A 22,156-nucleotide genomic window follows, 5' to 3' on the forward strand; every position below is an offset into this window, starting at 1 on the left:
AGTAGAGTCTGCCCATTTTTCACTCTCTCGTAATAAGACCATGAAACCTGAAAAAAAATCCCTACCCACTATCATGCGAACAAAATGCCTGAATCAGGTATTAATTGACCGTTTTTTAGACGCTTTTTGGTCGGAACGTGGGGTAAGCCGCAATACCTTGGCGAGTTACGAACGTGATTTGCGGATGTTGTGCCATTGGCTGGACGAACGCGGTGTGGTGCTGGATCAAGCCGAGCGCGGGGATTTGCTGGAATATTTAGCGATTCGGGTGCGTGAGGGGGCGAAGGCGGCGACGACGGCGCGTTTGCTATCAAGTTTGCGGCGTTTTTACCGTTGGCAAGTCCGTGAAAATTTGCGCAAAGATGACCCTACCGCACAAATTGAAGCGCCCAAACAAGGCAGGCATTTACCGCATACCTTGTCAGAAGCTGAAGTCGATGCCTTATTGCAAGCGCCGGATATTGCCAGCCCATTGGGGCTGCGCGATCGAGCGATGCTAGAATTGTTGTATGCCACGGGGTTGCGAGTGTCGGAATTGGTGGGGATTCGTTTGAATGAAATTTCCCTGCCCAATGGCGTGATTCGCATTACCGGAAAAGGCAATAAGGAACGCCTCGTGCCAATGGGGGAAGAAGCTCACGATTGGATACAAACCTATTTAAGCGAGGCTCGCCCGGTGTTGATGCACGGCAAGGATATTGCTGAGCAAGTATTTGTGACCACACGCGGCAGCGGCATGACACGGCAGATGTTTTGGGTGCTGATTCAGCGTTATGCGTTTGCAGCGGATATTGTGCGCAGTATTTCCCCGCATACCTTGCGCCATGCCTTTGCCACCCATTTGCTGAATCATGGGGCGGATTTGCGCGTCGTACAGATGTTGCTGGGGCATAGCGATCTTTCCACCACGCAAATTTACACGCACGTCGCACAGGCGCGGTTACAGGATTTGCATCGCCAGCATCACCCGCGTGGTTAAGGGACTGTAATGTGGGGAATCGTATACACGCTACAGTCAGCCATGATAAGGTATTATCCACTATCTGATTAAAGAATAAGCACTTTTTACGACAAGATTTTCATTCAGGAATAGAGAAACCATGTACAAAAAAATGATTCTGGGCGCACTGATCAGTGTTGCGCTCGCAACGACCGGGGCAATGGCTGACGATGTGCCTGCGGATCTGGGCGACAAAATGAAACCCATGTTTGGTGGCAGCGCCCCTGACTCGTTGAAGTCAACCCCCGTAGCGGGTATGTTTGAAGCCAAATTTGGCGGCGAAATTATTTACGTAACGGGCGATGCGCGTTATGTGTTTGTCGGCGATTTGATTGATGCACAAAACAAATCCAGCCTGACCGAAGCATCACGCTCTGCTGATCGCGTTGCCATCGTCAAAACCATCGACGCAACCAAGAGCATTGAGTTCAAAGCTAAAGGCGAAGAAAAACACGTGTTGTATGCCTTCACTGACGTTGATTGCCCATTCTGCGTGAAATTGCATAAAGAAGTGCCAGCACTGAATGAAAAAGGCGTGACCGTGCGCTATTTGGCGTATCCGCGTGCAGGGGTGGGTTCACCGGCTTATAAAAAAATGGTAAACATTTGGTGTGCGGATGATAAAGCCGCTGCGATGAATCAAGTCAAGAATGACGGTAAAGAATTAGAAGCCAAAGAATGCACTAATCCTGTCGCTGAGCAATTTGAATTGGGTCAAAAATTGGGTGTGAATGGTACACCGGCCTTGCTGACAATGGATGGCACGATGATTCCAGGGTATCGCCCGGCGGATCAGTTAGCCAAGATGTTGGATGACGCGAAAGCGGCAGCAGCGAAGTAAGGGGAAAGAACCCCTCACCCCCTAGCCCCCTCTCCCTCAAGGGGCGAGGGGAACAAGAAAGATTACTTCTTAGCCCCTCTCCCCTTGAGGGAGAGGGGTTGGGGTGAGGGGGTCTTCACAACAATTTTCTTAACCGATATAACTCGTCTAGCGCTTGGCGTGGAGTGAGTTCATCCGGGTCTACGGCGGCGAGTGCCGCTTTCACTTTTTCGGCAATTTCATCTTTGGGTTCGGCGGGTGTTGCAAACATCAGGGGCAGGGTTTGTCCCGGTTGTGGGGCTTGCTGGCTGTGCTTTTCCAGTGATACCAGTTTCTTTTTTGCTTGTGCAATCACGCCTTTTGGCACACCTGCCAGTTGCGCGACTTGTAAGCCGTAGCTTTGGTTGGCTGAGCCTTCTTTCACCGCGTGTAAAAATACGATTTTGTCGCCATGTTCCACTGCGTCGATATGCACGTTCGCAATGGTGCTGATTTGTTCGGCGAGGGAGGTTAGCTCGAAATAGTGGGTGGCAAATAGGGTGAATGCTTTGCGGTCGCGGGCGAGGAATTCGGCGATTGCCCATGCTAATGACAGACCGTCGAAAGTGCTGGTGCCACGCCCGATTTCGTCCATCAATACCAAACTGTGGGCGGTGGCATTGTTGAGAATGTTGGCGGCTTCGGTCATTTCTACCATGAAGGTGGAACGCCCGGTGCTTAAGTCATCGTGTGCGCCGATGCGGGTGAAAATACGGTCGATATTGCCAAGACGAGCGGTTTGCGCGGGAACGTAACTGCCAATGTGTGCCAGCAACACGATCAACGCAACTTGGCGCATGTAGGTGGATTTTCCGCCCATATTGGGGCCTGTCACCATCAACATGCGGCGGCGCGAGTCCATGTACAGATCGTTTGGCACGAAGGGGTTATCGAGGGTGCGTTCTACGACTGGATGCCGTCCGCCTTCGATTTGAATACCCGCACCATCCACCAGCGCGGGGCAGTTGTAATTTAGGGTGTTGGCGCGTTCGGCGAAATTGCTCAATACATCCAGTTCGGCGATGGCTTGCGCGGTGTTGCGAATCGGATTCAAGTGTTCCAGCAAGTCGCGTAACAGGTTGTCGTAAATCGCTTTTTCGCGGGCAAGGGCGCGTTCGCGGGCAGACAGTACCTTGTCTTCAAATTTTTTCAGTTCGGGCAGAATGAAGCGTTCCACGCCCTTCAAGGTTTGGCGACGGATGTAGTCGGCGGGAATCCGGCTCAACTGGCTTTGTGGAATTTCAACGTAATAGCCGTGAATGCGGTTGTAGGCGACCTTGAGATTGTTGATGCCGGTGCGGACTTTTTCGCGGGCTTCGAGATCGAGCAGGTATTGGTCGGCGTTCTCGCTCAAATTGCGTAATTCATCGAGTTCGGCATCGAAACCGGGGGCGATTACGCCGCCGTCGCGGATGACCACGGGTGGATTGTCGATAATGGCGGAATCCAGCAGGTAGCGGAGTGCCTCGTGCAAGTCGATGTTGCTGTGTAATTGCTGAATGTGCGGGTTGTCGATGCTGCCGATCAAACTGTGAATGCGCGGCAATACGTGCAATGAGCTACGCAGGGTGGACAGGTCACGCGGACGTGCTGAACCTAGCGCGATGCGGCTGGCGATGCGTTCGATGTCGCCGATGCCGCGCAAGGTTTCCAGCAGGGCTTCGTAACGGTATTGGTTGAGCAATGCGCCGACGGCTTGGTGGCGATTACGCAGGGTGAAACGGTCTCGCAGCGGCTTGTTGAGCCAGCGGCGTAGCAGACGGCTGCCCATGCTGGTGGCGGTTTTGTCGATCACTGAAATCAGGGTGTTTTTGTGTTCACCGCTGATGCTGTATTCGAGTTCCAGATTGCGGCGGCTGGCAGCGTCGAGAATGATGCCTTCGTCGCTGAGTTCCACCGTGAGGCTGTTGATGTGGGGCAGGGCGGTGCGCTGGGTTTCTTGCACGTAATTGAGTAATGCGCCCGCAGCGGCAATGGCGAGTGGCAGATGATTGCAGCCGAAACCGTCGAGATCGTGTACCCCGAATTGGCGTAGCAGCAGGCGTTTGGCGGTGTCGAGGTCGAAGTGCCATTGCGGGCGTGGGGTGGAAATGCGGTTGCGGGCGAAGGCGGGTTTCCAGTCTTCGTCGTGCAGGATTTCAGCGGGTTGCAGGCGTTCGATTTCGTTGTGCAGGGTGGTGTCGGAATCGGCTTGTTGGACGGTGAAGCGTCCGGTGCTTAGGTCGATGGCGGCGATGCCGTAGGAAGAACCCCCCTTCCCCGACCCTTCCCCCGCAAGGGGGGCAGGGAGTCTATGAATCGCTACTAGGAGGTTGTCGCGGCGGTCGTCGAGGAGGTAGTCGTCGGTGACAGTGCCGGGGGTGAGTAGGCGGGTGATTTTGCGTTCGACTGGGCCTTTGGATTTGGCGGGGTCGCCGATTTGTTCGCAAATGGCGACGGATTCGCCGACTTTGAGCAGTTTGGCGAGGTATTGTTCGACGGCGTGGTAGGGAACGCCTGCCATTGGGATGGGTTCGCCTGCTGTTGCGCCGCGTGCGGTGAGGGTGATGTCGAGCAACGCGGCGGCTTTTTTTGCGTCGTCCATGAACAGTTCGTAGAAATCCCCCATGCGGTAAAACAGGAGAATGTCGGGGTATTCCGCTTTGATTCGGAAATACTGCTGCATCATGGGAGTGTGTTGCTGTTCTTTGCTCATGGCTCGTCGGGGCTGCGTAATCAAGCCGGAGAGTTTAGCAGTAATCGGCTATTGTTACTGTTCCATCACCCAACCATCCACACTTTTTAGGCTGGTGTCGGTCTGCTCAGGCAAAAAAGCCAGCAGTGGTTTCAATCTAGGGGGCTACAATTGCCCAATGAGGATTCCAATCCTGCTGGCTTTGTCAAGAAAGTAATTAATGAAACTGATGTTGTCAAGCTGTTGCAGGGTGGAAATAGTGCGCATGGCTTGGGCGGATGGTGTTTTCACCGTAAAATAGATGAATGCTACTTTGAAGCAGCCTTTAGATGAGATACTTTCCAAGCTCAGAACCAATTATGGGGATATTGAGAATGCGTTCAGAGAAGCCACCGGCTACGGTTTTGCAGCCATTAACCAAAGCGAAGCTCACTACCTTGCCAACTCCACGCCTGTTGAGTCCGTCAGAAGTTGAATCCTTGCTGAAAGAGATGCGGGAGTCAGCCGACGAAATCAGGATGCTGCTACGGGCGACATAAACCGACAAAATAATCAATGTTGATGACCAAGTTCCTGCTGATGGAAGTTAGAGCATTAACGCCTGAAAGCAGGCTTTATGTGTATGAGGTTGTGTTGAAAAAAGTGAACCCCACTGGAGGATTAAATCAGCCTGCCGCATTCCTAGAAGGAGCTGAGCCACGACGCACTAACAGTGGAGTTCTTTACAATTTTATGCGTGAGTTGCAAGACAAGCAAGCAGCTAATAGATTATTGAAGTATTGGCACAAACAGAGAAGCCAGCAGTGGTTTCAATCGAGAGGACTCCACTTGCCCAATGAGGATTCCAATTCTGCTGGCTCTGTCAACAAAGTAATTAATGACACTGATGTTGTCAAGCTGTTATAAGGTGCAAATAGCGCTCAGGACTGCGTGGTAGAGGGTGCGCCTGATAGTGGGTGTGTCATATGGTTAAAGCCGTCGTATTCGATGAAGAAACCCCAGCAGCTCAATGGGTTGACTCGACTGTTCAATCTGGTTTGACTGACCCGACTTCAATCCGCTCTGCTGGGGTTGTAGGCAAGGCTGCTCAATGGGTTGCCGCATCTGCTAACGCTGGCGGCGTTAACCTGACTTCAACCCGCTCAACCGAGCTTGTGTCTAGTATTGCGCAGGCTGTTGCAAGTTTCAATGAGCGTGCGTTAGTAACGACTCCACAGCGGCGTTCATAACGCCTGCCGCATCCCTAGAAGGGGCTGAGCCACAACGCGCCAACCGTGGAGTTATTTATAATTTTATGCGTGAGTTGCGGGAACAAGCAAGCAGCTCGCGAGGGTGTACCGCAAAATAGTACAAATGGTGAGGATGATGGGGTGAGGTTTACTGTTCCATCACCCAATCATCCACACTCTTCAGCTCACTGCTAAAATTAATCCCTACCAACACCTTCGGGCGCGGATCATCCCTAAATGCCCCAGCGTAATCGCGCTCTTTAATCTGCGCCATTGCCGCCTGTGCCGTCTTATCCAGCTTGAACTCCAGAATGTAAATATGCGTTGCCGTCTTCACCACGCAATCCACCCGCCCGTTGCTTTCATTGACTTCCGCTTCGCTGTACTGCCCCAGATAGAAAAACGTCAAGTAAATCAAACTGTGGTAATACGCCTCACGGTCTTGTAAGAAAATCTGATACGGAATTTTCTTGAATACCGTTTTGATGATTTCAATCACCTCAGGCAAATCATTATCGTCAAAGGCTTCACTCAGGTGTACCACCATCGGCGTTGTTTTTGCAGGTTCAACATGCGCCCATTCCGCCATCAAAAACATCATCATTGACGCCCGTACTTCACGGTTAGGATAATCCAACCAATACATGCCACGTTTATCTTGGTCTTTGAGGGTCAAATAGCCTGTCTGGAACATCACGGGGACAAGCTCCAATTCTTCAAGATCGTAATTGCCCAAAGCCAATTCATCTACCCGCAATTTATCCAGACGATACACTTTCTTGCGGCGCATCAACTTCGGCAAAAACGTCGGTGTACCAGATTCAAACCAGAAATTGCGGAATGCCTGCGCCTGAAAAAAGCTCAAGATCGAATACGGATTGTAAACACGGGTACGCAAATCCCAACTGTAACCGTTATACCATTCGCGGATTTTTTCCTGCAACGCCTCACGAGTTAAGCCAAGATAGCTTTCCGTTTCCGGCATATAGGGTGTGAAATAGTGTTCCAATTCCGCTTGTGTATACCCCAATAGCGTGCTGGCACTGCGGTCAAACGTCAGGTCAAACAGGTTATTCAAATCCGAGAAAATCGACACGCGGCTGAACTTCGACACGCCCGTAATCAACAAAAACTCCAAATACGGGTCACTGTCTTTCAGCACCGAATAAAATGCTTTCATGGTCTGTTGGTTGGCTTTGGCTTGTGGAATGTCATCGAGGTAGTCAATCAACGGCTTGTCGTATTCGTCGATCAGCAACACCACATTGCCCTGTTGTTTGGCGAGTTTTTCCAGCAGTTCCGCAAACACGTTTTTCAGCGTCGTACTCACCAAAGTGAGACCATGTTGCGCTGCAATCGCCTCCAGCGTTTGTTGTAATGCCGTTTCTAAACCCAATCCCTGATAGTCGAGTTTATTGATAGATAGGTGAATGACAGGGTGTGTCTTGCTCCAATCCCACTGATCCGCGATCCACAGCCCATCGAACAACGCACGATTGCCTTGGTAGATTTCTTTGATGGTGGAAAGCAGCAACGATTTACCGAAACGACGCGGGCGCGATAGGAAAAAATAGCCTGCTTTGCCCGTCAGCAAATTATGGATAGCTTGTGTTTTGTCTACATACAAGTAGTTATCTTGACGCAACTTGTCAAAAGTTTGGATACCAACAGGGAGGCGTTGCAGCATGGCAGTAGTCTACGTAAACAATTATTTGATAAGAATAGCAGAAGCACCTAGAAATGTGCTTAAAGGCTTTCTGTAATGGTTCTCTCTGTCCTTGCCAGCCCATGATCAGCCGCCATTTTGCGATGGTGATCAAGTTCAAACATCGTTAAGCAGCCATGAGTGTTTGGCGCTTGCCAACGCTTTTAAAAAAGCCAATTCCTCACCTTCCAAATCAGCCAGCACACCCCGATAATTCCAGCCGCGCTCATACAGGTCGAGCATTTCATCGACATCGAGGCTGGTCACGTCGTCTCTTTGCCAGCAGATTGCCTGTAAAAAGGGCAAATGCGCGGGTGTTGCTGGCATATTGTTTATCGCTTGCATGACAAACCTCTGGTGTTACGGACATTGATGAGTATATCAGGGCAACTTCACGCTTCCGGCAATAAAAGATGCCAAACAAGTAAAATTTTTTGAAAATTTTGCTTGACCGACTCTGAACAAGTTAGCATAATGCGCACCTCTTCCAGCGCATCTGTAGCTCAGTTGGATAGAGTACCTGGCTACGAACCAGGTGGTCGGAGGTTCGAATCCTTCCAGATGCGCCATCTCATTTAAAAAGGCTGACTTAACGTCAGCCTTTTTTCGTTACAGGAACTCCCCACTTTGGTGTTGCCACATTTCGTGGTATTTGCCGCGCAATGCCAGCAATTCGCTGTGCGTGCCTTGTTCGATAATCTCGCCATTTTCCAACACAATGATTCTGTCCATGCGCAGAATGGTTGCCAGTCGGTGCGCAATCACAATCGCGGTTTTACGTTCGATCAGCTCGAAAATAGCGACTTGGATTTGCTGTTCGGTGAGCGAGTCCAGCGCGCTGGTGGCTTCATCGAGTACTACAATCGGCGCATCTTCCAGAAACGCGCGGGCAATCGCGATGCGTTGTTTTTCACCACCAGATAATTTCACACCGCGTTCGCCCACCAGCGTGTCAAAGCCTTGTGGCAGTTTGTCGATGAAATCCAGCGCACGGGCTTTACGGGCGACTTCACGCAACGCCTCATCGGGAATGGCTTTGCCCAGTGCAATATTGTCGCGAATACTGCGGTGAAACAGATCCGGTTGTTGCGGAACCAGCGAAATTTGTGAACGTAATGATGCCAATGAAAACGCAGTAGCATCCACGCCATCGAACAAAATTCTGCCCTGCTGCGGGTCGACAAAACGAAACAGCAATTTGGTCAGCGAAGTTTTGCCTGAGCCAGAATGCCCCACCAATGCCACTTTTTCACCGGGCTGGATGTGCAGGTTGAAATCATTAAATAAGCCGACTTGCTTATCCGCTGTGCCATACGCAAACCCCAGTTGCTCAAACCGAATGTCGCCTTGCGTAATGGTGTGGGTTGGCATAGCCGCATGATCGTCTTCCAAATCGGTTTGCCGGAAAACGTCTGCCATTTCACGCGCATCCGCCAACACACTGAAAAAGCGCCGGAAATTCATCCCAAAATCCCACAAATGTTTGATCAGGATGAGCAGCACGGTTTGGAATAATACAAATTCACCGATCTCGAATGCGCCGTTCTGCCATTCGCCGATCATCCAATAAATCAGCAGCAATTCGATGCTGAACACCAAGATGCCTTGTACGGCAAACGAGACAAAGGTCAATAGCCACGCGATATTGCGCACTCGGTAAGATTCATCCGCCAGTGCGCCAATATTGGCACGTTCGTGTTGTTCCAGCGCAAAGCTTTTGACAATGGCGATATTGCTAATGCCATCGGCATACGCGCCGCCGAGTTTGGAATCCATCGCCGCAACCCGCAGGTCGAATTTCAGTTTCCAAATCAGAAAGCCACCACTCCAGCCCAAAAAGATGGCAACCCATATCAGAAAGTACAGCGCAAACGTGGGTTGTTGTTGGTAAAAAATAATGAAGGCGAGGGTGATTTGCAGCAAATTGCCGTAAAACTGAAAAATCATCCAGTCGATAATGGTTTCAAATGCTTTGATGAAACGGTTGGCTTGCTTGACCAAACTGCCTGCAAAATTGTTCTCGAAAAAATGGGTGCGTTGTTTTACCAGCACATCAAAACAGCGTTTATCGAGTTTGTTTAAGCCCCAGCTTTGGAACATGATCATGCCCAGTTCCAGCGCTCGCCAACTCAGCCAAATGACGCCGTAAGTCATGGCAATGTAGCTCAGATTTTGCAGCAGTGTGTGATGCGTATCCGCCGTGAAGGTTTTGGACAAGCCATTGGCAATTTCTTTGTAATACAGCGGTACTAACAGCTCCAGCCCCGCGCCGCCGGTAATGCCGATCATAACGACGACAAACCAGCCCCATTTCTGGCGGATGATTGCGCCATATTCACGAAAAATAATATCCATGTTCTAACAGTCCCTTGTTGCTGCGACTCTGGCGCGGGCTTCGATTTCGTAAGGGTTATCCCAATAGAAGCTGCCGCCGCGTTGTTGCGCCCGTACCCCAGCGATAAAATACACGAAGGGGAATAAGCAACCCCAGCGCTCGAATTGTTCCACATGCACCCGTTCATGCACCCGACTATTACGCAAGTGTTGGGGGGATACGCCTGCGACACAATGCCCGACGGTAATGGCATTGACCGCACCGAGAAAGGGAATGCCTCGCGCCAACCAGCGCCCGACCCAACCGCCCCAAATTTCCAAAACACCCGTGTGCAGGGCGTAACCGCCACCTGTCCATTTTGCCAGTAACGCGAACGGTAAACACCAAAGGGTAATGGGGGCGACCCATAAATACCGGAGTAATTGTTGCCAATCGCTTATCGTGTGCACGTATTCGCTCGCTTAAAATTTGGATAAGAATTGAACTGACACTGTGTCTATAAGGTCAGAAACCCGTATACTTGGCTAAAACAACTGAACAAATTGTAGGGGATTCCTTGGAAGAACACGACTTATTACAAAGCATCCTGCTGCTGTTGGTGATGTCCGTTGGGGCTGTTGCTGCATTCCGCACCTTGCATTTGCCGCCTATTTTGGGCTATCTCCTCGTGGGAACTTTAATGGGGACACATGGGCTGGGCTTTATCCCGGACAGCGAAGGCTTGGCCTTTATGGGCGAAGTTGGGGTGGTGTTTCTGTTGTTCGCGATTGGGCTGGAATTTTCACTCAAGCAATTCATGGCGATGCGCACCACGATTATCGGCTTGGGCGGGTTGCAGGTGGTGATTTCTACCTTGTCGGGCGTGATGATTTTGTCGTACTTCGGTGTGCCGTGGACGAGTGCGTTGGTCGCGGGTGGCGCAATGGCGATGTCATCGACGGCAATTGTGGTCAAACAATTGACGGATCAGGCAGAAATGCGGGCCGCGCACGGGCAATCAGCTTTGGGTATTTTGTTGTTTCAAGACATTGCGGTTGTGCCGTTTCTGGTCATGATTCCGTTGTTGGCGGGCGGCGCGGATTTGGCGTTAAACCCTAGCGAATTATTGCTGAAGATTTTTTTTGCAGCGTTGCTGTTTGTGGCGATGATGTTGGTGGGGCATTACACGCTGCGCCCATTATTTCAGTATATTTCCCGTGCTGAATCGGTCGAGCTGTTTAATATTACGGTGCTATTGGTGGCGCTGACGGCGGCTTGGTTGACGCAATCCATGCACTTGTCATTGGCACTGGGGGCGTTTTTAGCCGGAATGTTGCTGAGTGAAACCGAATATAAGCATCAGATCGAGAGTGAAATCCGCCCGTTTCGCGACATTCTCATGGGTATCTTTTTCATCACGGTCGGAACGAAGTTAGATATTGCGATACTGCCTTCCTTGTGGCTGCCGATATTGCTATTGGTGTTGGGTTTGATTGTCGGCAAAGGTTTGTTGATTGCGCTGCTCACCCGCTTGTTTGTAAAAAATAATGCGACGTCCTTGCGTACTGGTTTGGTGTTGGCGCAAGGGGGCGAGTTTGGGTTCGCATTGTTGGCATTGGCATTAAGCAATAAAGTGATGTCACAGGGTGAGGCACAAACGACCTTGGCGGCTATTGTGATCAGCATGGCGATTTCACCGTTTTTGATTCGTTACAATGAAAAAATTACCAATGTATTGTTGGCGGATACTTACACGCACCAGCGTTTTAAAGATGCGGAAGAAGTCAGTACTGCCGTCAATGAGGTGGAAAATCATGTGATTCTCTGCGGTTATCGGCGCATGGGTCAAAATATTGCGCGTTTCTTGCAAGAACAAGGTGTGACGTACATTGCACTGGATCTTGACCCTAGCATTGTGGAAAGGACATGGGAGGCAGGCGATCCGGTGCATTATGCTGATGCCACTCGCCCGGAAATCCTGATGGCAGCCGGTTTGGAACGCGCCCGCATGGTGGTGATTACGGTGGTGGAGGTCGAGGTCGCCAAACGCATTATTGAAGCGGTGCGCCTCAAACGTGCGGATATTCCGGTCTTGGTGCGCACCCGTGATGAGCGTCACCTGAAAACTTTGGAGCGTTTAGGTGCTACCAGTGTGTTGCCCGAAACGCTGGAGGCTACCCTGATGATCACCCAGCGCATTGTGGAACAGCTCGGTTTTAGCCCGGATGAAGTGTTTCAGATGACCGAAAAAACCCGGCGTGACAGTTACCGCGCATTGCACAGTTATTACCACGGTGAGCGCGACAAAACGTTGCCGGTGGGTAAAAAAACCGAGGCTTTTTTGCATACGTTTCGGTTGCAAGACGAGGATTATGCCACCGGCAAGCAAATTTCGGCGCTGGAATTAGGACGTTTTGCGGTGTCCATTAAGGCATTGCGGCGTGGGGATATTCGTGGTGAAGAGCCATCAGCCGATATTCTGTTGCAAGCCGGTGATGTATTGGTGCTGGAAGGTGGCAAAGCGGAATGTTTCCGCGAAGTGGAGACTGTTTTGCGGACAGGGGGCAAGTTGGCAAAGGCAACTATTCCTGTTGCGGGCGATATTTGAGGGGCTTGGTTGAGCTGGTTGTTTTTTAAGCTTTGCGGCGAGCCTGTCAATACATTTTATATGCATTAAATCCAAGCCGTTTTTCTGTGGTAAACTACCGTTTATCCACCTAATCCATTGGATATATTTCACTCTGTGGTATTCTTTTATTCAGGATATGCGTTTAGTTAGATGGTTTCTGTATAAAAAACCATTCTGGATTTCACACATGCCGATAGCCTGATGATGGGTAGAGTGGCTTGAATCAACCAGAGACGTGCTAGGATAGGCAAAAATTTGCTAATTTTTTTAAATTTTAGAAAACTTTTTGCACAACTAGCAGTCTATGGAAGGTGTCGAGTCGTTTTAGATCACATTAGGGCTATGCACGACTTCTATGGAACGGATACAGGTGTCCGTATTGCACGGAAGCATTCGGGTGGTATCTGGATCGAATCACCTCCGATACAAGTTATTAAAGGGATTTTTGCGATCACGACTCCTGAAAAGCAGTTGGCTACGGTTAATGAAACATTGTGTAGAATCGTACCAACAAATACTAAAAAGGTTGCATCAATATGACGAATACATCTTCTCGTGCCGGTCTGGACGCTTCTTTGTCTGAAACGGTTGCTCGTACTTTACAAGATTACTTGGATACACTGGGTGATCATGAAGCATCAAACATTTACCGTTTGGTGTTGGATGAGGTTGAACGCCCTATGCTGGAAATCATGATGCGTTATACGCATAACAACCAGTCTAAGGCGGCGCAGTGCATGGGCATTAACCGTGCGACGCTGCGTACTAAGCTGAAGCGCCATAACTTGCTCTAATCGAGAGTAAACATGGTTAGAAGGGGCGGTTATCATGAACCGCCCCGGATATTAGTATTAGTTTTTCAAGGTTTGTTGATACGTTTTCAATCCATCCCAATCGCTTGCAGCCGCAAGTTTTGCTTGTTCTGCCCAGCTTTCTGCGAATGTCTTGCTATAGCGAATACCGCTAGAAGCCAATTTTCCGTTCACATCATCCGTGGTTAATTCCGCTAATTGCGCATAGCGTTTTATGCCATTGGCTTGCATGGCTTCGGCTAATTTAGGGCCGATGCCACTTAATTTGGTCAAATCATCATCATTTGCGCTATCAGTGATTGTTGTTACGACTGCGGGTGTTTCGGTAACAATGGCGGCGGGTTCTGGCGTGGTAACAGCAGGTTCAGCGGCTGTGACGGCTTCAAGTGTGGTTTGAGGCGCTGGCGGGGCAACTTTTTCCGTTTTGGCAACCGTTAATTCCGCTTGTAAGGTGCGGTTTTGTTGTTGCAGTGTGCTATTTTCTTTACGACTGGCTTGCAGGGCGACTTCAAGTTTTTTCTTGGGGTTGGGGACAAATAATCTGACGAAAATCCATTCGATTAACCAACCGACTAAGATCCCAAGAATAAATACGCCTACTAGTTTAGACATTGTGAAACTCCATTAATTGAGCGTGTATTTAATGCTTTTTATTGCAAAGCGGATTCTAAACACATAATACGGCACACAGAATACACCAAATGGTAGGGTTTGGCAGACAAACCTCCTCCCAGCTTGATCTATGACAATGTAATAATGCATGACCTCATTGCTATTAGTGTCTTTCTCGCTATGTCGTCAAATTTTATTGCGGTTATGTGTGTAGTGTTATTATTGGCAGCTTGTCAGGATGAAACAGTGACGCACACCATTTATCAGCCCGACAACAGCAGCGCTAACGTATTGCGCTCTGAACATGATGCTACTTTGAATACGCTCATTCGGCAGCATGGCTTAACGGGGGATGCGCAGCAAGGTCGAATTTTGCCCGCGATCGAATCACCCTTAGCCCAATTGGGGATGCAATTATTTTTCAGTAAAGCCCTGTCTGGCAATCGCGATGTGGCGTGTGCCAGTTGTCATCATCCTTTACTGGGTGGTGGTGATAATTTGTCATTGTCGATTGGAGTAGATGCTGCCGAGCCGAATGTGTTGGGTCACAAGCGTTTGTTACAAGGCAAACTTAGCCCCAGTGTGCCACGCAATGCACCGACGACGTTTAATAGCGGTTTGTGGCAGCAGTTTATGTTTCATGATGGGCGTGTTGCGCAGCTTGAAACAGGCATTACTACCCCCGATGTGGCTTATTTGCAGCCCGACCCATTGGCTGGGGATAATTTGGTTCATGCGCAAGCCCGTTTTCCGGTGACGTCCAATCATGAAATGCGGGGGGAAATCTTTGATGCTGGTGGAACTACGCAATCGTGTCGCGAACGTTTAGCCGAGCGTTTGGGTGGGCATGGCGCAAGCACTGAATCACGCTTGCCTATTGCGGAAACGGCTTATTGGTTGGAGGCGTTTCGCCATGTTTACCAACAACCGCAAGCTGACGCCAGCGCGTTGATTACCGAGCAAACGATTGCGGCAGCGTTAGCGGAATACCAACGTTCCCAAGTGTTCGTGAATACCCCTTGGAAACAATATGTGCAAGGTGAGCTGGCAGCTATCAGCGCCTCGGCAAAACGCGGTGCTTTACTATTTTTTCGGGAACGTGACGCCGGTGGGTATGCTTGTGCAAGCTGTCATCGCGGCGATTTTTTTACGGATGAGCAATTTCGCCATGTCTTAATGCCTCCCATCGGGCCGGGCAAGGGCAATAAAGATGCAGCCCTGCAACAAGATTATGGGCGTTGGTTAGTCACGCAACACCCCGATGATAAGTTCCGGTTTCGTACACCGAGTTTGTTGAATGTGGCAGTGACCGGGCCGTGGGGACATAACGGCGCGTATACCAGCCTTGAAGCGGTTGTGCGACACATGCTGAATCCGTTTCAGGCGGCGCTGAATTATGACCGTGGGCAATTAACCCAGCCCAACATTCCCACCGCGCAATTGGCGGTGAATTTACGGGAAATGTTGGGTGGCAATACCGACCTAGCAGGGCAGGCGTATCAGGAAGAGGATGTGCAACACTTGCTTGCTTTTCTGCACACGCTGACTGACCCGTGTGTGACACGCCCGGATTGTTTACAGCGTTGGATACCGTCCGGCGCAAACTTACCAGAATCGGTATTGCAGGCGCGGTTTTAGGCGCGGTTTTAAATTCCGAATTCGCGGCGGTAAGCCTGTACTTTTTCCAGCAAAGCGGCATCGTGCAAACTGCTATCGACGTGATTAATGACTTCGCGCAAACCCACGATGCTAATCACCTTAATAGCGTACAGGGCTTCCACTTCTTGCACGGCGGATTGCGCCCCTTTGCCACGTTCCTGACGGTCGAGTGAAATAGCCACACCCGCCAAGGTTGCGCCTTGAGCCGCGACAATATCCGCTGCTTCACGAATGGCAGTGCCTGCGGTCATGACATCATCAATGACCAAAACTCGGCCTTGCAAGGGAGCGCCCACAATTGTGCCGCCTTCGCCATGATCTTTGGCTTCTTTGCGATTAAAAGCGTAGGGGTAATCTTTGCCCTGGTGTTCATATAACGCAATCGCCGTTGCCGCTGCTAACGGAATGCCTTTGTAAGCCGGGCCAAACAGCATGTCGAACGCTACGCCAGAGTCGACGATGGCTTGCGCATAAAATTTACCAAGACGTGAAAGTGCCGAGCCGGTTTGGAATAAGCCAGCATTGAAAAAATACGGGCTAATCCGACCTGATTTGAGGGTGAATTCGCCGAAACGCAAGACGCCTTGCCCGATGGCAAAATCCAGAAAATCTTGTTGATAGCTTTTCATTGCTTAATCCTTTGCGGGTAAATTCGCTAATGCTTGTCCTAACTGAAGCGCTACGTCAGCCCCTAGTGCTTGATTCCATGCCAGACTGGGGTTTTCCAATAATAAGATCACGGTAGAACCCATATTGAAACGCCCCATTTCCGCACCTTTTGCCAAATTAACATCTGGGAATGTTTGACGCTTGACGCCCCAACCTTGTGGAGGCGTGACCAGCCCATCCCACACGGTTTCAATGGCGGCAACATTGATTGCGCCCACTAAAACCATTGCCAGCTTGCCGAATTCGGTATCAAACAGCGTCACGACTCGTTCATTGCGGGCAAATAAGCGCGGAATGGTGCGCACGGTATGCCCCGCCACGCTGAAAAGTCGCCCCGGTACGTAAACTTGTTCAGTCAATGTGCCGGTGAGTGGCATGTGGATGCGGTGATAATCACGCGGGGACAGGTAAATTGTCATGAACTGACCCTGCATAAACGGGGCAGCCCGCACCTCATCCCCACCGAGCAATTCCACCGCAGAATATTCATGGCCTTTGGCTTGGAAAATACGCCCCGTTTCAATTTTACCCATTTGACTAATGCGCCCATCCACCGGGCTAACCATTACCTGATCACCTGCTGCCATTGGGCGCAGGGCAGGTTGCAATGGGCGGGTGAAAAACGCATTAAATGTCGGATAACTCGCGGGATCAGGGTTGAGCGCTTCCGCTAAATTGACCTTGAACACCTTGCTGAATAAACGGATAGCAGGTGGTACAAGGGTTGGGCATTGGATGCGAGTCAGGCGGAATACCAATCGAGAGATGAAGTGATGCGGCAAAATGTACAGAGGCCAAGCTTTTAGAATATCGAGTAGATTCATGCAGAATTCGTGTGTTAGCGGCTAAAGGCAGGATAATACGGTAAAAGCGGGGAGAATAAACCAAAAAAGGCATCCCGAAGGATGCCTTTTAGCAAACTGTGATGCTTGCGTCAGTCTTATTTCGCAGCAGCAGGAGCGGCTGGAGCAACAGGAGCCGCAGCAACCGGTGCTTGTGCAGTAGGCATTGCCATTGGCATTTGTGGCGCCATCATTGCTGGAGCAAAGCCGTTGTTAGCGCCGTTAGCAGCAAAGTTGTTGTAGCCGTAAGCATTGCTATTGCCGTTACCGTAGCCATAACCGTTACCAGTACCGTACCAGTCGCCATTGCCTTTGCCGTTAGCAGCCATGTCGGTATCTAAGTTGGTTTTGCCTTTGCCTTTGAACGTGATAGCGAAATCAACTTCACCATCAGCGTCGCCTTTACCACGACCCCAGCCGTTTACGTCGCTCTTACCAGTGCCGTAACCAGTGCCTTGACCGCTAGTAGAAGCAGTGCCTTGACCTGCGCCTTGACCAGTGGCAGAGCCATTGTCAAAACCGTCTGTGAATTCAGCAGAAGCAGTGCCAGCAAAAGCGACCAGTGCAGCGAAAGCGATAGTTTGCAGTTTCATAATTTTATCTCCTAGCAGGTTGTATTTTGGAAAACTTCAGTATGGGATAATAATAATATTAGCATTTACTAATGTAAAGAGGTTTTGCACGTTTTCTGCAAATTTTTTGCAATAACAGTGAACTTTTTACAGAGAACAAAAAAGCCCCGCTGAAGGGGGCTTTTGAAGGCTAAACCGCGAACACAAGCGCTTAATCTTTGATGCGATATTCGGCTGAGCGAGCGTGTGCCACTAAGCCTTCACCGCGTGCCAATACTGACGCAATCTTGCCCAACGCCGACGCACCTTCTGCCGAACAATCAATCAGCGACGAACGTTTCTGGAAGTCATACACCCCCAGCGGGCTGGAAAAACGCGCGGTACGTGAAGTCGGCAATACGTGGTTCGGCCCTGCACAATAATCGCCCACTGCTTCCGCCGTATAACGTCCCATGAAAATCGCGCCTGCATGACGAATTTGCGTCGCCATGTCACGCGGATTTTCCACGGAAAGCTCCAAGTGTTCTGGCGCGATGTAGTTGGCGACTTTCACTGCTTCTGCCATATCTTGCACATGGATCAGCACGCCACGGTTTTGCAGTGAGGTGGAAATGATCGCCTTGCGCGGCATTTCTTCCACCAGCCGGTTGATGCTGGCTTTCACTTGTTCGATAAAAGCCGCATCGGGGCAGACCAGAATGGATTGTGCGTCTTCGTCGTGTTCCGCTTGGGAGAACAGATCCATCGCAATCCAATCTGGGTTGGTCTTGCCGTCGCAGATGACGAGAATTTCAGATGGGCCTGCAATCATGTCGATACCGACAGTGCCGTATACCATACGTTTAGCCGTGGCAACGTAGATATTGCCGGGGCCGACGACCTTATCCACTTGCGGGACGGTGGCTGTACCGTAAGCGAGTGCCGCGACTGCTTGTGCGCCACCGATGGCAAACACGCGGTCAACGTTAGAAATCGCTGCCGCTGCCAGCACCAATTCATTCACCTCACCATCCGGCGTGGGCACAACCATGATCAATTCCGGCACGCCCGCGACTTTGGCAGGTACGGCATTCATCAGCACGGAAGAGGGGTAAGCTGCTTTGCCACCGGGGACGTATAAACCGACCCGATCCAGCGCCGTGACTTGTTGCCCCAGCAATGTGCCGTCGGCTTCGGTGTAGCTCCACGATTCCAGCAATTGGTGTTGCGCGTAGGACTTGAGGCGAGCTGCTGCTGCTTCCAAGGCAACACGTTGTTCTGGCGTGATTTTAGTCAGTGCTTCCTGCAAGCGAGCGGCGGGGATTTCGAGTTCCGCCATGCTGCCGACGCTCATGCGGTCGAAGCGGTTGGTGTATTCGACCACTGCCGCATCGCCACGTTTGCGCACATCTTTGAGGATGCCGTTGACAGTATTGAATACCGCGTCATCAGAGACGCTTTCCCACGCCAGCAAGTCTTGCAGCTTTGCCCAGAAATCGCTGGCGGTGGTGTTTAATTCGGTAATGTTGAGCATGTGTTAACTCCTAAGAATATAAGAGGGCGACCGCCGGTCGCCCCTACGGAGGACATGTAGGGGCAACCGGCGGTCGCCCTCTTCACTCCCTCTGTGGTTAGCCTGCCCGCCGTGTTTTCACTGCTTCAGCCAACTGACGCAGCACCGCTTCAGTCGTGTCGAAGTTGATGCAAGCGTCGGTAATGCTTTGCCCGTAAACCAGTTCTTCGCGCTGTTTGCCGTCGGCTTTTTGGTTGCCTTCAACCAGATTGCTTTCGATCATCACGCCGGTAATGGCTTTGCTACCCGCTGCAAGCTGTTCGGCAACGTTGGTCGCCACTTCTGGCTGACGGCGGTAGTCTTTGTAGCTGTTGGCATGGCTGAAATCGACCATCAAATACGGTGGCAATTTGGCTTTTTCCAACGCGGCAACGGCGGCGGCAACACTGGTTGCGTCATAGTTCGGCTCTTGCCCACCGCGCAAAATCACATGGCAATCTTCATTACCCTTGGTCGCAAAAATCGCGGTATGCCCTTCCTTGGTGACAGACAGGAAATGGTGTGGACGTGAAGACGCGCCAATCGCATCAATCGCAATGTTCAAATTGCCATACGTGCCGTTCTTGAAACCAATCGGACACGATACGCCAGAAGCGAGTTCGCGGTGCGCTTGGCTTTCGGTGGTACGTGCGCCAATCGCTGCCCAGCTTACCAAATCAGCGACGTATTGCGGGCTGATCAAGTCGAGGTATTCAGTCGCCGCTGGCATTCCCTGATTGTTTAAATCCAGCAATAACTTACGCGCCATGCGCAAGCCTTTGTTGATGTGGAAACTGTTATCCATATCGGGGTCATTGATCAAGCCTTTCCAGCCAATCGTGGTACGTGGCTTCTCGAAATACACCCGCATGATAATGTGCAACTGGTCTTTCAGCTCATCGCGCAACGGCTGCAAACGCGCGGCGTATTCCATTGCCGCCTCCACATCGTGAATCGAGCACGGGCCAACGACCACCAGCAAGCGGTCATCTTCACCGTGCAAAATGCGGTGGGCTTCTTGACGCGCTGTGTATACGGTTTCGGTCGCGGTATCGCTTAAGGGGAATTCGCGGTGCAATTCCACCGGCGGCGTTAATTCGTGCATACCGATGATACGCAGGTCGTCAGTTTGGTGTTTCATTAGGGATTCCTTTGGTCGACTGCCGTTTGAATGTGCGCAATCAGCTCACGAATGGCGGCATGTTTGAGTTTCATGGATGCTTTATTAACGATCAGCCGTGAAGTGATGTCTGCCATGTGTTCGAGTGGCGCAAGCCCGTTAGCGCGTAAGGTATTGCCGGTGTCTACCACGTCTACAATGCAATCCGCCAAGCCGACCAGCGGGGCAAGTTCCATCGAGCCGTACAGCTTGATCACATCGACTTGACGACCTTGTTCGGCGAAATAGCGGCGCGTGCAGTTGACGAATTTGGTGGCGACTTTCAATCCGGTAGCGGGCAAGGGGCGATCAGGAAAGCCTGCCACCATCAGCTTGCACCGTGCAATTTGTAAATCGACCAGTTCGTATAGGTCTTGCCCGCCGTGTTCCATCAGCACGTCTTTGCCTGCCACGCCAAGGTCTGCCGCGCCGTACTGCACATACGTGGGTACGTCGGTCGCACGGATAATAACCAGCTTCACGTCGTCGCGGTTGGTGTCGAGGATCAGCTTGCGGCTGGTTTCGGGGTCGTCCAAAGGTTCGATACCGGCGGCTTTTAACAGCGGCGCAGTGTCTTTGAAGATGCGCCCCTTGGAGAGCGCAATGGTCAGTGTTTGTTTCACAATCTTATCCATTTACCCGTTGGATTCGCGCACCCAAGCGGGAGAGTTTTTCTTCAATGCGTTCATAGCCACGGTCAGTGTGGTAAATCCGGTCAATCGTGGTTTTGCCTTGCGCTGCCAAACCTGCTAACACCAGCGAGGCGGAAGCGCGTAAGTCGGTTGCCATGACGGGCGCACCTTTCAGGTAAGGCATTCCTGCCACAATCGCTGTGTTACCTTCCAAGCGGATGTTTGCCCCTAGGCGCATCAGTTCGGCAACGTGCATCATGCGGTTCTCGAAAATCGTTTCAACGATTACGCCAATGCCGCGTGAAACGGCATTCATCGCCATGAATTGCGCCTGCATATCGGTGGGGAACGCGGGGTAGGGGTCAGTGCGAATATCGACCGCTTTCAGGATGCGGTCGCGCATATCGACTTCGATCCAATCCGCGCCGGTCGTGACCAATGCACCCGCTTCGGTAAATTTGTGCAGTACAGCATCGAGTGTATCAGGTGCGGCTTTTAATGTCCTCACACGCCCGCCGGTAATCGCGGCGGCTGCTAAAAAAGTACCCGTTTCGATACGGTCGGGCAGCACGCTGTAATCGACGCCTTTGAGGTTAGTCACGCCTTCGACGGTGATTTTGTCAGTACCCGCACCTTTGATCTTTGCACCCATCGCAATCAGGCAATTGGCAAGGTCGACCACTTCCGGTTCACGCGCGGCATTTTCCAGAACCGTTGTGCCTTCCGCTAATACCGCCGCCATTAGCAAGTTTTCTGTGCCTGTCACCGTCACAATGTCCATGACAATTTTTGCACCTTTGAGGCGCTTGGCAGTGGCGCGAATGTAGCCTTCTTCGACCACAATCTTTGCTCCCATCGCTTCCAAACCGGAAAGGTGAATATTGACGGGGCGTGAGCCAATTGCGCACCCACCGGGCAGGGAAACTTCGGCTTCACCGTAACGTGCCACCATCGGACCGAGGACGAGGATCGAAGCCCGCATGGTGCGTACCAAGTCATACGGCGCAACAAAATGCTGAATGGTGGACGTGTCGGTGTGGACATTATTGTGTTCGTCAGTTTCCACGGTAACGCCCATGCCCGCGATGACTGCCGCCAACGTGGACACGTCTTTCAGGCGCGGCACATTGCGGATCGTCATCGGGGTTTCTGCCAGTAAGGTGGCAGCGAGCAGGGGCAGGACAGCGTTTTTCGCCCCGGAGATTTCTACGTCTCCGTCTAGGGTTACGCCGCCTTCGATAATCAGCTTTTGCATGGT

General features: G+C 51.1%; 20 protein-coding genes and 1 tRNA gene. 8 read left to right on the top strand and 13 right to left on the bottom strand.

Annotation, left to right across the window (positions count from 1 at the left end):
* The first annotated feature begins 40 nt into the window (after positions 1 to 40).
* On the top strand, positions 41 to 979 hold the full coding sequence (gene xerD, locus HMY34_RS16595; RefSeq protein WP_202716546.1) for a site-specific tyrosine recombinase XerD: 939 nt from the start codon (positions 41 to 43) through the stop codon (positions 977 to 979).
* A gap of 121 nt (positions 980 to 1,100) precedes the next feature.
* Complete coding sequence (locus tag HMY34_RS16600; RefSeq protein WP_202716547.1) at positions 1,101 to 1,841, top strand: DsbC family protein; 741 nt, start codon at positions 1,101 to 1,103, stop codon at positions 1,839 to 1,841.
* Between the two features lie 115 nt (positions 1,842 to 1,956).
* On the opposite strand, the gene mutS is transcribed toward HMY34_RS16600, so the two are convergent.
* Positions 1,957 to 4,554: a DNA mismatch repair protein MutS gene (mutS, locus tag HMY34_RS16605; protein ID WP_202716548.1), complete on the bottom strand. Its 2,598-nt coding sequence runs from the start codon at positions 4,552 to 4,554 to the stop codon at positions 1,957 to 1,959.
* 353 nt (positions 4,555 to 4,907) lie between these two features.
* Between mutS and HMY34_RS16610 the strand changes: the two genes are divergently transcribed.
* The gene (locus HMY34_RS16610) at positions 4,908 to 5,072 is read left to right on the top strand and encodes a hypothetical protein (RefSeq protein ID WP_202716549.1); all 165 of its coding nucleotides are present in this window, start codon (positions 4,908 to 4,910) and stop codon (positions 5,070 to 5,072) included.
* 16 nt (positions 5,073 to 5,088) lie between these two features.
* A complete protein-coding gene (locus HMY34_RS16615) occupies positions 5,089 to 5,439 on the top strand; it encodes a hypothetical protein (RefSeq protein WP_202716550.1) in 351 nt (116 codons plus the stop codon).
* Between the two features lie 471 nt (positions 5,440 to 5,910).
* On the opposite strand, the gene HMY34_RS16620 is transcribed toward HMY34_RS16615, so the two are convergent.
* Positions 5,911 to 7,449, bottom strand: coding sequence for a PD-(D/E)XK nuclease domain-containing ATP-binding protein (locus HMY34_RS16620; RefSeq protein WP_202716551.1), 1,539 nt, complete (start codon positions 7,447 to 7,449; stop codon positions 5,911 to 5,913).
* A gap of 135 nt (positions 7,450 to 7,584) precedes the next feature.
* Positions 7,585 to 7,812: a hypothetical protein gene (locus tag HMY34_RS16625; RefSeq protein ID WP_202716552.1), complete on the bottom strand. Its 228-nt coding sequence runs from the start codon at positions 7,810 to 7,812 to the stop codon at positions 7,585 to 7,587.
* A gap of 147 nt (positions 7,813 to 7,959) precedes the next feature.
* Between HMY34_RS16625 and HMY34_RS16630 the strand changes: the two genes are divergently transcribed.
* Positions 7,960 to 8,036 (top strand) — tRNA-Arg (locus HMY34_RS16630).
* 40 nt (positions 8,037 to 8,076) lie between these two features.
* On the opposite strand, the gene HMY34_RS16635 is transcribed toward HMY34_RS16630, so the two are convergent.
* On the bottom strand, positions 8,077 to 9,822 hold the full coding sequence (locus HMY34_RS16635) for an ABC transporter ATP-binding protein (RefSeq protein ID WP_202716553.1): 1,746 nt from the start codon (positions 9,820 to 9,822) through the stop codon (positions 8,077 to 8,079).
* A 3-nt stretch (positions 9,823 to 9,825) separates the two neighbouring features.
* Positions 9,826 to 10,251 carry a hypothetical protein gene (locus HMY34_RS16640; RefSeq protein ID WP_202716554.1) on the bottom strand — a complete coding sequence of 142 codons (426 nt, stop codon included), beginning with the start codon at positions 10,249 to 10,251 and terminating at the stop codon, positions 9,826 to 9,828.
* 107 nt (positions 10,252 to 10,358) lie between these two features.
* On the opposite strand from HMY34_RS16640, the gene HMY34_RS16645 reads away from it, so the two are divergent.
* Together HMY34_RS16645 and HMY34_RS16650 are read left to right on the top strand one after the other, a co-directional pair.
* Positions 10,359 to 12,389, top strand: a complete 2,031-nt coding sequence (locus HMY34_RS16645; protein ID WP_228287894.1) for a monovalent cation:proton antiporter family protein — start codon at positions 10,359 to 10,361, stop codon at positions 12,387 to 12,389.
* A 557-nt stretch (positions 12,390 to 12,946) separates the two neighbouring features.
* A complete protein-coding gene (locus tag HMY34_RS16650) occupies positions 12,947 to 13,204 on the top strand; it encodes a helix-turn-helix domain-containing protein (RefSeq protein WP_202716555.1) in 258 nt (85 codons plus the stop codon).
* Between the two features lie 57 nt (positions 13,205 to 13,261).
* On the opposite strand, the gene HMY34_RS16655 is transcribed toward HMY34_RS16650, so the two are convergent.
* A complete protein-coding gene (locus HMY34_RS16655; protein ID WP_202716556.1) occupies positions 13,262 to 13,834 on the bottom strand; it encodes a helix-hairpin-helix domain-containing protein in 573 nt (190 codons plus the stop codon).
* A 246-nt stretch (positions 13,835 to 14,080) separates the two neighbouring features.
* On the opposite strand from HMY34_RS16655, the gene HMY34_RS16660 reads away from it, so the two are divergent.
* Positions 14,081 to 15,472, top strand: coding sequence for a cytochrome-c peroxidase (locus tag HMY34_RS16660; RefSeq protein WP_202716557.1), 1,392 nt, complete (start codon positions 14,081 to 14,083; stop codon positions 15,470 to 15,472).
* 8 nt (positions 15,473 to 15,480) lie between these two features.
* Here HMY34_RS16660 and pyrE read toward each other — a convergent pair whose 3' ends face one another.
* The 7 genes from pyrE to murA form a co-directional block, all read right to left on the bottom strand.
* A complete protein-coding gene (gene pyrE, locus HMY34_RS16665) occupies positions 15,481 to 16,122 on the bottom strand; it encodes an orotate phosphoribosyltransferase (RefSeq protein ID WP_202716558.1) in 642 nt (213 codons plus the stop codon).
* Between the two features lie 3 nt (positions 16,123 to 16,125).
* Positions 16,126 to 16,986: an archaetidylserine decarboxylase gene (asd, locus tag HMY34_RS16670; protein WP_202716559.1), complete on the bottom strand. Its 861-nt coding sequence runs from the start codon at positions 16,984 to 16,986 to the stop codon at positions 16,126 to 16,128.
* 116 nt (positions 16,987 to 17,102) lie between these two features.
* Entirely contained in the window at positions 17,103 to 17,597 is a 495-nt protein-coding gene (locus tag HMY34_RS16675) for a hypothetical protein (protein ID WP_202716560.1), read from the bottom strand.
* A gap of 190 nt (positions 17,598 to 17,787) precedes the next feature.
* Positions 17,788 to 19,089, bottom strand: coding sequence for a histidinol dehydrogenase (gene hisD, locus HMY34_RS16680; RefSeq protein WP_202716561.1), 1,302 nt, complete (start codon positions 19,087 to 19,089; stop codon positions 17,788 to 17,790).
* Between the two features lie 97 nt (positions 19,090 to 19,186).
* Entirely contained in the window at positions 19,187 to 20,248 is a 1,062-nt protein-coding gene (gene aroG / locus HMY34_RS16685) for a 3-deoxy-7-phosphoheptulonate synthase AroG (RefSeq protein ID WP_202716562.1), read from the bottom strand.
* Complete coding sequence (gene hisG, locus HMY34_RS16690) at positions 20,248 to 20,889, bottom strand: ATP phosphoribosyltransferase (RefSeq protein ID WP_228287895.1); 642 nt, start codon at positions 20,887 to 20,889, stop codon at positions 20,248 to 20,250. Before hisG ends, aroG begins: the two co-directional genes overlap by 1 nt.
* Positions 20,890 to 20,893: 4 nt before the next feature.
* Positions 20,894 to 22,153, bottom strand: coding sequence for a UDP-N-acetylglucosamine 1-carboxyvinyltransferase (murA, locus tag HMY34_RS16695; RefSeq protein ID WP_202716564.1), 1,260 nt, complete (start codon positions 22,151 to 22,153; stop codon positions 20,894 to 20,896).
* Between the last annotated feature and the right edge of the window lie 3 nt (positions 22,154 to 22,156).

Source organism: Thiothrix subterranea (assembly GCF_016772315.1).
Lineage (GTDB): Bacteria > Pseudomonadota > Gammaproteobacteria > Thiotrichales > Thiotrichaceae > Thiothrix > Thiothrix subterranea.